Here is a 13774-nt window from a genome sequence, read left to right as displayed (position 1 = left end):
TCAGTTCACCCTCACCCGGGGGTCGAGGAAGACGGTGGCGGCATCCGCGAGGATCGCGCCGATCGCGGTCAGGGCGGCGGCGAAGGCCGCGGTCGCGACCGTGCCGTGCACGTCGTTCTTGGCGATGGTCTGGATGAAGTAGCGGCCCATGCCGTTCCAGCCGAAGATCGTCTCGGTGATGACGGCGCCGGTGAACATGGCCGGGATGCTGAACGCCACGGACGTCGCCGTCGGAATGAGCGCGGCGCGCAGGGCGTGCCTGCGGATCGCCCTGGACCGGGTGAGCCCGGTGGCCCGGGCGGTGCGTACGAAGTCCGCGTCGACCGTGTCCAGCAGCAGCGAACGCTGCGTCAGGTGGTAGCCGACGTAACCCATCAGCGTCAGGCTCAGGGTCGGCAGGATCAGATGCAGCAGGCGGTCGCCGATCGTCGGGAGCAGCCCCTGGACGCCCGGTGAGTTCTCACCGGCGACGTAGAGGAAGTGCAGCCCGGCGTTCTGGTTCAGCCAGATGGCGACGAAGACCACGGCGAGCGCGGCGACGGAGGTCGGGATGTTGAACACCGCGATGGACACGGCCTGCGAGATCCGGTCGGCCCAGCCGTACTGCCGCGACGCGGTGAACACGGCCAGCGTGACGCCGATGACCACGGACAGGACGGTCGCGATGATGACCAGTTCGCCGCTGATGAGCGCCCGATAGCCGATCTCGCCGTTGACGGAGACGCCGGTGGGGGACCTGCCCCAGTCGAAGTGGAGCACCACCGAGGTGAACCAGTCCCACCAGCGGTGGACCAGCGGCTCCTGCGGGCTCAGGTTGTACGGGGCGAGGGCCCGGTCGATCCGGGCCTCGCTGCGGACCGGACGCAGCTCCTTGAAGTTCGACCGCGGGTCCAGGAACCAACTGGCCAGGAAGTACGTGGCGTTGGTCGCGACCACGATCATCAGGAGCCAGCCGGTCACCTTGCGGATCACATGGCGCACCATGCCCGGCACCTCCTCCCCGCATGTGGGAGAAGCACCTCGAAGGTGCCGGGTCTGGAGGACGTGTGCATCTGCGGCAGGGGCTTTCTGGGTACGGAGCGTGAGCACGAATGTGCGAGTGCCAGCCTGGTCCGCACCGGTGGGCAGGCGCCAGCCCTTGATCGTTCTCGCCATGAGGCCGAAATACTGCCGCAGCATTCGGCCACAAAAGGTGACGGAGCGTGCACGACCGGGCGCCCTCGGCTCCCGGCCCGCTCCCCCTCCGCACGAATCCGCCCTCACCGGGCCCAGGGGGGATGGGCCCGGTGAGGGCGGCGGCCGGGGGCGGCCTCGTACACCGTCCCGTGGGGGGTGACAGACGTGTGCCCGGCACCCGCGAGGTCATGCATGTGACGTACGACACTTTCCTATCGGGCTCCATCACCCGATCGGCACCGGGCGCCGAGAGACCATCCCGACCGGCGTCAATCACCGCCGTGACCTGCAGTCTTACCCCTTGGCAAGGAGGCCGCGCCGGTCCTTTCGAGTGAAAGCTGACTCGGTGTCAGCAGGCATGGGTGGCGGCCCGCCCGTTAGCTCAGGGGCAGGACACACCTACTCGCGCCATCGCCGGAGGAAACCCCCATGCGTCCTGTCCGCCTAGTGACCGGTACCGCCGCATCCGCGGTGACCATAGCCACGCTCGGCTTCCTCACCGTCGGCCCCACCGCGTACGCGGACGAGGCCGGGGCGCAGCGGATCAGCTCGGCCGACACCGCGTCCCGGACCACCGGCGACCTCGGGACGCGGACCACCGACGCCGTGACCGCGGAGGACCGGGCACCCGGCCACAGGGCCTCGGACGACGGGGCCTCGGGCGACAGCGCCGGGTCGGGGAACGAGTCCGGGGCCGGTACGGACACCCCGTTCAGCCTCGACAACCTCTCCGGGCTCGACGCGCCCTCGCTGCTCGACTCGGCCGGCGGGCTCGACGCCTTGTCCGGCCTCAACATCCCGGGCGCGGGCGACACCCCGTCCGGGGACGAGGACACGGACCGGGGCGACAGTTCGTCGTCCGGACGCGAAGACTCGTCCTCAGCCGGGCGCGAGGACTCGTCCTCGTCGTCCGGGCGCGAAGAGTCGTCCTCGTCCGAGCAGGACAGCTCGGGCGGACGCGAGAGCCGGGGCCCGTCCGAGGAGGAGGGCTCGGGCAAGCAGGACGGCTCGTCGTCCTCCGGGAACGACAGTTCCTCCTCATCGGGCCATGACAGCTCGTCCTCCGGGCACCGCCCCTCGGACCCCATCGGTCCCACCGGGCACGTCGAAACCGGAGTCGGCGGCAGCGTCCGGCCCGACACCACCCAGATCGCGGCGGGCGCCGGCGTTCTCGCCGCGACCGCCGTCGGCGGAGCCTGGCTCCTGCGTCGCCGGGCGAGCGGCACGCAGGGAGCCGGCTGACGGAGACGGATTCACGTCTCCGTACCGCCTGGTTTCCGTCCCGGTGGCCGCGCGCCACCGGGGCGGGACCGTCCCCGTTCCGTCACCCGGAGGACAACCGTGTCCCAGAAGGCCAAGGGCTGGCTGCTGGTCATCGCAGCGCTGGCCGGTGTCTGGCTGATCCGCAACGGTGCCGGCACCCAGCTGGTCCCGCCCCGGCCGACCGCCGCCCAGGCGTTCACCGGCGGCCCGGAGCCCCAGCCGGGATCCCCGGTCGCCGAACCCCTGAAGCCTTCCGCCCCGGTGCGCATCCGCATCCCGAGCATCCGGGTGGACGCCCCGGTGATGCGTCTCGGCCTGGGGCCGGACGGCAGTCTCGACGTGCCCCCGGCCGGCAACCGCAACGTCGTCGGCTGGTACCGGGACGGCACTCCCCCGGGCTCCAGGGGCAGCGCGATCGTGGCCGGCCATGTGGACAACGCGCAGGGGCGGTCGGTCTTCTACGACCTGGGCGCCCTGCAGAAGGGCAGCACGGTCGAGGTGGTCCGCCAGGACGGCCGTACCGCCGTCTTCTCCCTGGACGCGATCGAGGTCTACGAGAAAGACGACTTCCCCGACCAGCGGGTGTACGGCGCCGCGTCCTTCGCCTCGCTGCGGCTGATCACCTGCGGCGGCGGCTTCTCGAAGGAGACGGGGTACGAGGGCAATGTGGTGGCGTACGCGCATCTGACCACCGTGCGGTGAGACCCGGCCGCCGCCCATTGGCCGCTCAGGCCGTCCACTGGTCGAAGGCCAGCTTCGCGACCAGCGAGAACACCACGACCAGCAGCACCCCGCGGACGAACTCGCTGCCCTTGCGGAGTGCCATCCGCGCCCCGACGAGCCCGCCCGCCAGGTTGAAGACCGCCATCAGCGCGGCCAGTTGCCACAGCACGCTGCCCTGGTAGGCGAACATCGCCAGCGCGCCGCAGTTGGTGCAGGCATTGACGATCTTCGCGGTGGCGGACGCCGTCACCAGGTCGAGATGGAGCACCGCGGTCAGCGCCAGCACCAGGAACGTGCCGGTGCCGGGGCCGAACAGCCCGTCGTAGAAGCCGATGCCGCCGCCCACCAGCACGATCGCGGTGACAGTGCGGGCCCGGGTGATCCGCTGCCGCGCACCGTCGCCGGTGTCCTTGCCGAACGAGGGCCGCAGCATCACGAACGCCGCGACGGCCAGCAGCACCACCATGATCACCGGCCGCAGCACCTCGCTGCTGATCCCGGCGGCGAAGAACGCGCCGGCCATCGAACCGGCCAGCGCCGCGAGCCCGATCCGCAGCGCGGTCCCGACCTTCACCGGCGTCTTGCGTACGTAGGTCACGGCGGCGCCCGACGTACCGGCGATCGCGACCGCCTTGTTGGTGCCCAGCACCTGCGCGGCCGGGACGTGCGGCAGGCCCAGGAGCAGCGCGGGCAGCAGAAGCAGCCCACCGCCGCCGACCACCGCGTCGATCCAGCCCGCCGCGGCCGCGGCGAGACAGAGGACGATCACGGTGGTGAGTGCTATGTCGGGCATGATCATGACTTTATGGACGCGATACGCACGCCGTCCAACCCCGCCGGCCGGATCACGGAAAAGTTGAGCGACTCCTGAGGTTCACGCCCCCCGGCGCGCCCCTGCGCCGCCGGGCGCGCCCAGGCGCGCATCCGGACCGACCTGACCGGTCCCGGCCGCACACCGCGGCCGTACGCTGGGCCCATGAGCCACGGCTGGAGCGCGAACGACATCCCGGACCAGAGCGGCCGAACGGCCGTGGTCACCGGAGCCAACAGCGGCCTCGGCCTGCACACCGCGCGGGAGCTGGCCCGGCACGGTGCGCGGGTTCTGCTCGCCTGCCGTGACGAGAAGCGCGGCAAGGAGGCCGAGTCCCGGATCCGGAAGGCCGTGACCGGCGCGGACGTGGCGTTCGTACCGCTGGATCTGGCCGATCTGGGCTCGGTGCGCGAGTTCGCCGCGAACCGTGCGCCCGACCGGATCGATCTGCTGATAAACAACGCGGGCGTGATGGCCCTCCCCTACGGGACGACGGCCGACGGCTTCGAGCGGCAGTTCGGCGTCAATCACCTGGGGCACTTCGCCCTGACCGGGCTGCTGCTCCCCCGTCTCCTCGACACCCCCGGGGCCCGGGTGGTGACCGTCTCCAGCGGGATGCACGCGCTGTCCGACATCGACATGGGGGATCTCAACGGCGAGCGGAACTACCGGCGCTGGATCGCCTACGGCCGCTCCAAGACCGCCAATCTGCTCTTCGTCCACGAGCTGGCCAGGCGGCTCACGAAGGCGGGCTCCCGGCTGGTGGCCGCCGCCGCGCACCCGGGATACGCGGCGACCAACCTTCAGTCCGCCGCAGCCCGGATGGAGAACCGCAGGGCGGTGGAGCGGGTCTTCGGCCTGGGCAACCGGATCATCGCCCAGCCCGCTTCGGCCGGTGCGCTGCCCACCCTGTACGCGGCCACCGCGCCCGGCGTGCGCCCCGATTCGTTCACCGGTCCGGGGCTGCTGGGCTGGCGCGGTGCGCCCGCGCCGTCCTGGCGGGCGGGCTGGACGCGGGACGATGTCACGAGCGAGCGGCTCTGGATGGCGTCCGAGCAGCTCACGGGGGTGACGTATCCGGGCCTCACCCCCTGAGGCCCGGTCGCCGGACGGGTGACCGGCCGGCTCAGCCCTGCCCGCCCTCGACGGCGGCCGGGTCCATCCACACGACCTCCCAGATGTGGTGGTTCGGGTCCTGGAAGGAACGGCCGTACATGTGGCCGTAGTCCATCGGCTCGTTGGCGGGCGATCCACCGGAGGCGAGGGCGGCGTCGACCAGCTCGTCCACCTTCTCCCTGCTCTCGGCGCTCAGCGCGAGGATCACCTCGGTGGACTTCGCGGAGTCGGCGATCTCCTTCTTGGTGAAGTCCTTGAAGCGCGGCTCGGTGATGAGCATGGCGAAGATGGTGTCGCTGATGACGAGGCACGCGGTGTTCTCGTCGGAGAACTGCGGGTTGCACGAGAAGCCCAGCTTGCCGAAGAAGTCCTTGGTCGCTTCGAGGTCCTTGACCGGCAGGTTGACGAAGATCATCTGAGGCATGGTCGCTTCGCTCTCTGTTGTTCGAACGTGTACGACAGGTAGACGGCGGGGCATCGCGGAACTCATCGCCGCCCGCGAAAGAATTTTCGCCGCTCCGGAGCCCGTCCGCCCGCCGACGCGTCCGCCCGGCTCAGGACAGGGCGAGCGGGGCGCCGCCCCGGAGCAGCGAGCCGCCCAGCGGCGTCAGTGTGTGCAGGACCGAGCCGCCGTGCCGCAGGGTGTGTATCAGGCCCGCCTCGCGCAGCACACAGGCGTGCTGGCTCGCCGAGGCGAGGGACACCCCGGCCCGCAGCGCGAGCTCGCTGGTGGTGCAGCCGTTGCCGATGGCGCTCAGGACCGTCGAGCGGGTGTTGCCGAGGAGCCGGCCGAGCCAGGGGCCCGGTTCGGCGAAGACCGGGGCGCGGGAGTGGGTGACCGGGTAGACGAGGACCGGCGGGAGCCTCGGGTCGCGGTAGACGACCGGGGTGACGCGGCAGAAGAAGGACGGCTGGAGCAGCAGCCCCCGCCCGTCCAGGCTGACCTCCCGGTCGACGGGGTAGTCCGCCTCCAGCACGGGGGGCCGCCAGCGGATCATCGGCGGGAGGGAGGCGAGCAGCTCGTGCGCGCCGCCGTCCAGGAGGGCCCGGCCGCGGACGGCGCGGTCGGCTTCGACGCTGGCCCGGATGTGCGGCCAGTACGGCTCGATGGCGGCGCGGTGGTAGGCGCGCAGCGCGTCGACGAGCCGGCTCAGCGGTTCGGTACGGCCGTCCGGGGAGCCGTACGCGTCGCGGCGTTCGGCGCCGAGCAGGGCGAGTTCGGCCCGGACCCGGGTGGGCGGGGTCTCGCGCAATGCCTGCATTCCCGCGTCGATGCCGTACGGTTCGCTGCTTTCCTGAGAAGGCGTCAGGAAATCCGGGAAATAGCCGCGCGGTGGAATCACGGCGGACAACAGGCGTACTTCACCATTCAACCGAGGACGGGTTTCCGTACGCCATTTCCCGAACACCGCGGAACCGCGCCGGTCCCGCAGCCGGTGGAAACTCAGAGCGGTTTCCCACAGCGCGTCCGGCCGAGTGGCCATCCGCACCTTGGAAAGGTCCACTCCGGACATATGGATACGCAGCACCGGTCCCCCACCTGTTGCACCTGCAATTACCCCCACCCCAGGGTAGGTGATCCGTAACAGCAAGTCACCACGGGGTTTCGGCCAGAGGTGAAACGCCTCGCATCCGCACACCGTCACCCGAAAAGCTGTACGACGTCGGGTACGAATCCGGCGCCACCGGAAGGGCGAGTGAAGGCCGTGGGGGGTTTTGCTCGCCCGGCGGCGGTGGATGCCCGGTGCGGCTCCGTACCCGATGGGGGTAACCCGGGTGCGGCCCATGGATGGGGATCCATGGGCCGCATCCCGGTCCGTTCCCGAACCGGCTCTTTGCGTATTGAACGAACTTTGCGTAATGCGCGAAGCTGCGTAATGCACGAGCAAAAGACACAACGCCGCACAACGATTTTCCCCAGAACAGAACGGAACGGCGGCACCCCCGCACAGGGTGCCGCCGTCCTCGGGTGTTCCGGAGTTGCCGTCGGGCCGGTGAGGGTGTGCCGGCCGACGGCGGCTCCGGGTCGAAGGGCTACAAAGTCAGTGGGTCCGGTGCCGGATCAGCGACTGTCGCTGCCGGTCGAACCCGCCGCCGCACGGCCCGCTTCGAGCCGGGCGACGGGGATGCGGAACGGGGAACAGGAGACGTAGTCCAGACCCACCTCGTGGAAGAAGTGCACCGACTCCGGGTCTCCGCCGTGCTCGCCGCAGATGCCGAGCTTCAGGTCCGGGCGGGTGGCCCGGCCGGCCGCGACGGCGCTGCGGACCAGCGAGCCGACGCCGTCCTTGTCGATCGTCTCGAACGGCGACACCCCGAAGATGCCCTTCTCCAGGTACGCGGTGAAGAACGAGGCCTCCACGTCGTCGCGGGAGAAGCCCCACACCGTCTGGGTCAGGTCGTTGGTGCCGAACGAGAAGAACTCCGCCGCCTCGGCGATCTGACCGGCGGTCAGCGCGGCGCGCGGCAGCTCGATCATCGTGCCGATCTTCAGCTTGAGGTTCGTGCCCGTGGCGGCCTCGACCTCGGCGATGACCTGGTCGGCCTCCTCACGGACGATCTCCAGCTCCTGGACCGTGCCGACGAGCGGAATCATGATCTCCGCGCGCGGGTCGCCCTTGGCGTTCTTTCGCTCGGCCGCGGCCTCGGCGATCGCCCGTACCTGCATGGCGAACAGGCCGGGGATGACGAGCCCGAGGCGCACACCGCGCAGGCCCAGCATCGGGTTCTGCTCGTGCAGCTTGTGCACGGCCTGGAGCAGGCGCAGATCGTTCTCGTTGGCGTCCTTGCGGGACTCGGCGAGCGCGACCCGTACCGAGAGCTCGGTGATGTCGGGCAGGAACTCGTGCAGCGGCGGGTCCAGCAGCCGTACGGTGACGGGCAGTCCGTCCATCGCCTCGAACAGCTCGATGAAGTCGGCCTTCTGGAGCGGCAGCAGCTGCTCCAGGGCCGTCTCGCGCTCCTGGTCGGTGTCGGCCAGGATCAGCTTCTCGACCATCTCGCGGCGCTCGCCGAGGAACATGTGCTCGGTGCGGCACAGCCCGATGCCCTGGGCGCCGAAGCGGCGGGCCCGCAGGGCGTCCTCGGCGTTGTCCGCGTTGGCCCGCACCCGCAGCCGGCGCACCCGGTCCGCGTACGCCATGATCCGGTGCACGGCGGCGACCAGTTCGTCGGCGTCGTCGGCACCGGCGTGCATCCGGCCCTCGAAGTACTCGACGACCGGCGACGGCACGACGGGGACCTCACCGAGGTACACCTTGCCGGTCGATCCGTCGACGGAGACCAGGTCCCCCTCCTCGACGACCCGGCCGCCCACCGTCATCCGGCGGCGCTTGGTGTCGACCTCCAGGTCCTCGGCGCCGCAGACACAGGTCTTGCCCATGCCGCGGGCGACGACGGCGGCGTGCGAGGTCTTGCCGCCGCGCGAGGTCAGGATGCCCTCGGCCGCGATCATCCCGTCGAGGTCGTCGGGGTTGGTCTCACGGCGGATCAGGATGACCTTCTCGCCGGACCGGGACCACTTGACCGCGGTGTACGAGTCGAAGACGGCCTTGCCGACCGCCGCACCCGGGGACGCCGCGATACCGCGTCCCAGCAGCTCGGTCTTCGCGTCCTCATCGAACCGCGGGAACATCAGCTGCGCGAGCTGCGCGCCGTTGACCCGCTGGAGCGCCTCGGCCTCGTCGATCAGGCCCTGGTCGACGAGCTGGGTCGCGATCCGGAAGGCGGCACCGGCGGTGCGCTTGCCGACCCGGGTCTGGAGCATCCACAGCTGGCCGCGCTCGATGGTGAACTCGATGTCGCAGAGATCCTTGTAGTGGGTCTCCAGCGTCTTCATGATCTGCATCAGCTGGTCGTACGACTTCTTGTCGATCGACTCCAGCTCGGCGAGCGGCACCGTGTTGCGGATACCGGCGACGACATCCTCGCCCTGCGCGTTCTGCAGGTAGTCGCCGTACACGCCCTGGTGGCCGCTGGCCGGGTCGCGGGTGAACGCGACGCCCGTACCGGAGTCGGGGCCGAGGTTGCCGAAGACCATCGAGCAGACGTTGACGGCAGTGCCCAGGTCGCCGGGGATGCGCTCCTGGCGGCGGTAGAGCTTGGCCCGGTCGGTGTTCCACGAGTCGAAGACGGCCTTTATGGCCAGGTCCATCTGCTCGCGCGGGTCCTGCGGGAAGTCGCGTCCGGCGTCCCGCGCGACGATCTTCTTGAACTGCTTGACCAGCTTCTTCAGGTCGGCCGCGTCGAGGTCGACGTCGACGGTGACGCCCTTGGCCTCCTTCGCCGCCTCCAGCGCCTCCTCGAAGAGGTCGCCGTCGACACCGAGGACGGTCTTGCCGAACATCTGGATGAGGCGGCGGTAGGAGTCCCACGCGAACCGCTCGTCGCCGGCCTGGGCGGTGAGACCGACCACGGACTCGTCGGAGAGGCCGATGTTGAGGACCGTGTCCATCATGCCGGGCATCGAGAACTTCGCGCCGGAGCGGACCGAGACCAGCAGCGGATCGTCGGCCTGGCCGAGCTTCTTGCCCATCCGCGCTTCGAGGGCGTCGAGATGCGCGCTGACCTCGGCGCGGAGCGCGGCCGGCTCCTCGCCGCTCTCCAGGTAGACCTTGCACGCCTCGGTGGTGATGGTGAATCCCGGGGGGACGGGAAGCCCGAGGTTGGTCATCTCGGCGAGGTTCGCACCCTTGCCGCCGAGGAGGTCCTTCAGATCCTTGTTGCCCTCGGTGAAGTCATAAACGAACTTCTCGCCCTTGAGCTCCGGGGATTCCGGGGTGGCTACGTGGGGATCTTTGTTTTCCGACACGGGTCTCGACTCCTCGAGGACGCGGTGGCTGCCCTGACGGCGAGGAACATACCCAGATCGAAGGTGTCTGGGTACGTCCACTTGCGCGTCATGAGGTCTCAACCACCCGTCCGCCAGCAGATCGAAAGTGACACGACCTGTAGCCCGATCGGCAGCATGCGTTCAACTCCTGAACACATAAACACCGAGAGATATCGATGTCCACCATTTTGATGACACTGCGCGACGGAAGCGTCGATCGATCAAACTGGAGGCCCTTGGCACCCAGTGCCATCATTTGAGAAATGCAGCCCTCAAAATTGCGCTCATCTGAGCACACTGACTCTCAGGGTGGCGAGAATCACTCTACGGTCGGCGCTCAGATGTCACCATCCGGACGCCCGATCAGCGACTGCCCGTCACGTCGTGATCACCGAGGAGAAACCAGGGAGGGCTGAGTCCTCGCGTGCTGCCCGTTTCCGACTCGTTCGGGTCGCGTGCCGACCGAACCACCACCGAATCCGGCCGAATGTAGCGCTCAGATGAGCGAGGCAAAAGAAGAGGCACGCGGTGCCTGTGGCGCCGCGTGCCCGAGAGCGGCCCGGAAGACCGGGCGGACCCCCTCAGCCGCCCGAGGTGTCCAGCTCCGCGTCCGGGCTCACGCCCGCGCAGTCGTACGGGTCCTTCAGCCAGCCGTCCGGCAGCACCACGCGGTTGTTGCCCGAGGTGCGCCCGCGCGGCCCGTCCGCGCCGTCCGGCCACGGCTGGTCCAGGTCCAGCTCCCGCAGCTGCCCGCCGAGCTCCTCCAGCGAGGAGGTGATCGCGAGCTTCTTGCGCATCTCCGAGCCGACCGCGAAGCCCTTGAGGTACCAGGCCACGTGCTTGCGGAAATCGATCACGCCGCGCGTCTCGTCGCCGATCCACTCCCCCAGCAGCGTCGCGTGCCGCAGCATCACGTCGGCGACCTCCCGCAGCCCGGGCGCCTGCCGTGTCCCCGTGCCCTCGAACTCGCTCACCAGGTCGCCGAAGAGCCAGGGGCGGCCCAGGCAGCCCCGGCCCACGACCACGCCGTCGCAGCCGGTCTCGCGCATCATCCGGCGGGCGTCGTCCGCGCACCAGATGTCGCCGTTGCCGAGGACGGGGATCTCCGGGACGTGCTCCTTGAGGCGCGCGATGGCGTCCCAGTCGGCGGTGCCGCCGTAGTGCTGGGCGGCCGTCCTGCCGTGCAGGGCGACGGCCGTGACGCCCTCCTCGACCGCGATCCGGCCCGCGTCCAGGTACGTCATGTGGTCGTCGTCGATGCCCTTGCGCATCTTGATGGTGACCGGCAGACCGCCCGCGTTGGAGACCGCCTGGTTGAGGATGGCGCGCAGCAGCGGCCGCTTGTACGGGAGCGCCGAGCCACCGCCCTTGCGGGTCACCTTGGGGACCGGGCAGCCGAAGTTCAGGTCGATGTGGTCGGCGAGGTTCTCGTCGACGATCATGCGGACGGCCTTGCCGACGGTGACCGGGTCCACTCCGTACAGCTGGATCGAACGCGGGGTCTCGCTCGCGTCGAAGTGGATCAGCTGCATGGTCTTCTCGTTGCGCTCGACCAGCGCCCGCGTGGTGATCATCTCGCTGACGAACAGCCCCTTGCCGCCGGAGAACTCCCGGCACAGGGTGCGGAACGGGGCATTGGTGATGCCGGCCATGGGGGCGAGCACCACCGGCGGCTGCACGGTGTGCGGGCCGATCCGGAGCAGCGGGAGCGAGGGGGCGAGCGTGGTCATTGCTCCATTGTCGCGTACGGAGCGGGGCTCCCCGGCAGCGGAGTTCGTTAGTTAACCGTACTATCCATGTATGTCCGAGCTGAGCCACCGCCGACGGCAGTTGGTACTGGCGATCTGCTGCATGAGTCTGCTGATCGTCAGTCTCGACAACACCGTGCTCAATGTCGCCCTCCCGTCCATGCAGAAGGAACTGCACGCCACCGTCGCGGGCATGCAGTGGACGATCGACGCCTACACCCTCGTACTGGCCTCGCTGCTGATGCTCGCGGGCTCCACCGCCGACCGGATCGGGCGCCGGAAGATCTTCAAGATCGGGCTCGTCCTGTTCACCCTCGGTTCGCTGCTCTGCTCCGTGGCGCCGAACCTGGAGTCGCTGGTGGCGTTCCGGATGGTGCAGGCGGTCGGCGGTTCGATGCTCAACCCGGTCGCGATGTCGATCATCACCAACACCTTCACCGACCCCCGCGAGCGGGCCCGCGCCATCGGAGTGTGGGGCGGCGTCGTCGGCATCTCCATGGCGGCGGGACCGGTGGTCGGCGGTCTGCTGGTGGACTCGGTGGGCTGGCGGTCGATCTTCTGGATCAATCTGCCGGTCGGCCTCGCCGCACTCCTGCTCACCTGGCGGTACGTCCCCGAGTCCCGCGCCCCGAAGCCGCGCCGCCCCGACCCGGTGGGGCAGCTGCTGGTGATCGGGCTGCTCGGCTCGCTCACGTACGCGATCATCGAGGCGCCCTCGGCCGGGTGGACCTCGGCGCGCATCCTGGCCTTCGCGGCGCTCGCCGCCTGCTCGCTCATCGGCCTGCTGCTCTACGAGTCCCGGCGGGCCGAGCCCCTGATCGATCTGCGGTTCTTCCACAGCGCCCCGTTCAGCGGTGCCACCGTCATAGCGGTCAGCGCCTTCGCCGCGCTGAGCGGGTTTCTCTTCCTCAACACCCTGTACCTGCAGAACGTGCGGGGGCTGAGCGCGCTGCACGCCGGTCTGTACATGCTGCCGATGGCGGCCCTGACCTTTGTCTGCGCACCGCTGTCCGGGCGGCTCGTCGGCAACCGCGGGCCCCGGCTCTCACTGCTCGTGGCGGGCGTGGCCATGACGGCGTGCGGGCTGCTGTTCGCCGCGTTCGACGCCGAGACGAACAACGTCCTGCTGTTCACCGGCTATGTGCTGTTCGGCCTCGGCTTCGGCATGGTGAACGCGCCGATCACCAACACGGCCGTCTCCGGGATGCCCCGCTCACAGGCCGGGGTGGCGGCCGCGGTGGCCTCGACCAGCCGGCAGATCGGCGGGACGCTCGGGGTCGCCGTGATCGGTGCGGTGCTGGCGGCCGGGGTGGCCGGCACCGGGTCGCCGCGCGGCGCCGGATACGCGGCGGCCTTCGTGGACGCGAGCAAGCCCGCCTGGTGGATCATCGGCGGGTGCGGGCTGTCCGTGCTGCTGGTGGGGGCGCTGACCAGTGGGCGCTGGGCGCGGGAGACGGCACTGCGGACCGCGCAGCGGCTGGAGCGGCCGGCGGACGCGCCGGCCGGGGATCAGACGTCGGCGAGCTCCAAGGCCTGAAGCCGGTCGAGGCGCTGCCTGGTCCCCTCGTCGGCGGGGGCGTACGTCACCGTCCGCGGCCCGCTCGACGGTGGCGCCGATGGCGATGGCGTCCTTCGTGGCGTCGCCGGCCGGTCCACGGCTGATCCCGCGGCACGGCAGCCGGGTCGTGACGCCGGGCGGGCCGGTCCGGGCGACGGGGGTGCTGGTGCCGGCGATCACCGTGCGGCGCGAGCGGTCCGGCCTCGGGGCACCGGGGCTGCTGCCGGGGGTCGCGATCGCGGGGTCCGGGCAGGGGCTCCCGCTGTCCGCCCTGTTCCGGATCGTGCTCTTCGACGTACCGGCCGCGCGGGCCGGGGTGGGCGGCGGAGTGACCGCGACGACCCAGCAGGCCGCGCTCGCCCCGGGGGTGGCCACGCTCGGCACTGTTCCTCGCCCTGGTCCCGGGCCGTGGGGATGCGGGACGCGCCGGCCGTGGCGCTGCTGGTGCAGCCGGGCGCGGTGGCGCTGACGACGCTGCTGAGCCTGCGGCTGCCGCGCAGGGTGGCGTGAGCGCGGGGCGGACACGGGCGTGGGCCCGGATCACGAGG

11 protein-coding genes are annotated in these 13774 nt (G+C 70.3%); 5 read left to right on the top strand and 6 right to left on the bottom strand.

The genetic code is table 11. The features are described from left to right. Entirely contained in the window at positions 1 to 984 is a 984-nt protein-coding gene (locus ACFVH0_RS04050) for an ABC transporter permease (protein ID WP_385817889.1), read from the bottom strand. Positions 985 to 1605: 621 nt separating this feature from the next. On the opposite strand from ACFVH0_RS04050, the gene ACFVH0_RS04045 reads away from it, so the two are divergent. Together ACFVH0_RS04045 and ACFVH0_RS04040 are read left to right on the top strand one after the other, a co-directional pair. Next, a complete protein-coding gene (locus ACFVH0_RS04045; protein ID WP_385817888.1) occupies positions 1606 to 2418 on the top strand; it encodes a hypothetical protein in 813 nt (270 codons plus the stop codon). A gap of 99 nt (positions 2419 to 2517) precedes the next feature. After that, complete coding sequence (locus ACFVH0_RS04040) at positions 2518 to 3141, top strand: class F sortase (protein WP_385817886.1); 624 nt, start codon at positions 2518 to 2520, stop codon at positions 3139 to 3141. Positions 3142 to 3166: 25 nt separating this feature from the next. On the opposite strand, the gene ACFVH0_RS04035 is transcribed toward ACFVH0_RS04040, so the two are convergent. Continuing rightward, positions 3167 to 3955, bottom strand: a complete 789-nt coding sequence (locus ACFVH0_RS04035) for a sulfite exporter TauE/SafE family protein (RefSeq protein ID WP_385817885.1) — start codon at positions 3953 to 3955, stop codon at positions 3167 to 3169. A 183-nt stretch (positions 3956 to 4138) separates the two neighbouring features. Here ACFVH0_RS04035 and ACFVH0_RS04030 point away from each other — a divergent pair, with 183 nt between their 5' ends. After that, entirely contained in the window at positions 4139 to 5068 is a 930-nt protein-coding gene (locus ACFVH0_RS04030; protein ID WP_385817884.1) for an oxidoreductase, read from the top strand. Positions 5069 to 5099: 31 nt separating this feature from the next. On the opposite strand, the gene ACFVH0_RS04025 is transcribed toward ACFVH0_RS04030, so the two are convergent. The 4 genes from ACFVH0_RS04025 to dusB form a co-directional block, all read right to left on the bottom strand. Next, entirely contained in the window at positions 5100 to 5513 is a 414-nt protein-coding gene (locus ACFVH0_RS04025) for a VOC family protein (protein ID WP_385817883.1), read from the bottom strand. A gap of 130 nt (positions 5514 to 5643) precedes the next feature. Further along, positions 5644 to 6618 (bottom strand): ArsR/SmtB family transcription factor, encoded by a 975-nt coding sequence (locus tag ACFVH0_RS04020; protein WP_385817882.1) that lies wholly within the window; start codon positions 6616 to 6618, stop codon positions 5644 to 5646. Positions 6619 to 7151: 533 nt separating this feature from the next. Beyond that, positions 7152 to 9899, bottom strand: coding sequence for a pyruvate, phosphate dikinase (gene ppdK, locus ACFVH0_RS04015; protein ID WP_385817881.1), 2748 nt, complete (start codon positions 9897 to 9899; stop codon positions 7152 to 7154). Between the two features lie 602 nt (positions 9900 to 10501). Further along, the gene (dusB, locus tag ACFVH0_RS04010; RefSeq protein WP_385817880.1) at positions 10502 to 11650 is read right to left on the bottom strand and encodes a tRNA dihydrouridine synthase DusB; all 1149 of its coding nucleotides are present in this window, start codon (positions 11648 to 11650) and stop codon (positions 10502 to 10504) included. Between the two features lie 70 nt (positions 11651 to 11720). On the opposite strand from dusB, the gene ACFVH0_RS04005 reads away from it, so the two are divergent. Both ACFVH0_RS04005 and ACFVH0_RS04000 read left to right on the top strand, forming a co-directional pair. Next, on the top strand, positions 11721 to 13205 hold the full coding sequence (locus ACFVH0_RS04005; RefSeq protein WP_385817879.1) for a DHA2 family efflux MFS transporter permease subunit: 1485 nt from the start codon (positions 11721 to 11723) through the stop codon (positions 13203 to 13205). A 79-nt stretch (positions 13206 to 13284) separates the two neighbouring features. Beyond that, entirely contained in the window at positions 13285 to 13695 is a 411-nt protein-coding gene (locus ACFVH0_RS04000; protein ID WP_385817877.1) for a hypothetical protein, read from the top strand. Positions 13696 to 13774: the final 79 nt, after the last annotated feature.

It is taken from the genome of Streptomyces sp. NPDC127117, assembly GCF_042677325.1.
Classification (GTDB): Bacteria; Actinomycetota; Actinomycetes; order Streptomycetales; family Streptomycetaceae; genus Streptomyces.
The sequence above is the reverse complement of the archived record's forward strand: the minus strand, read 5'-3'. Positions and strand labels throughout refer to the sequence as shown.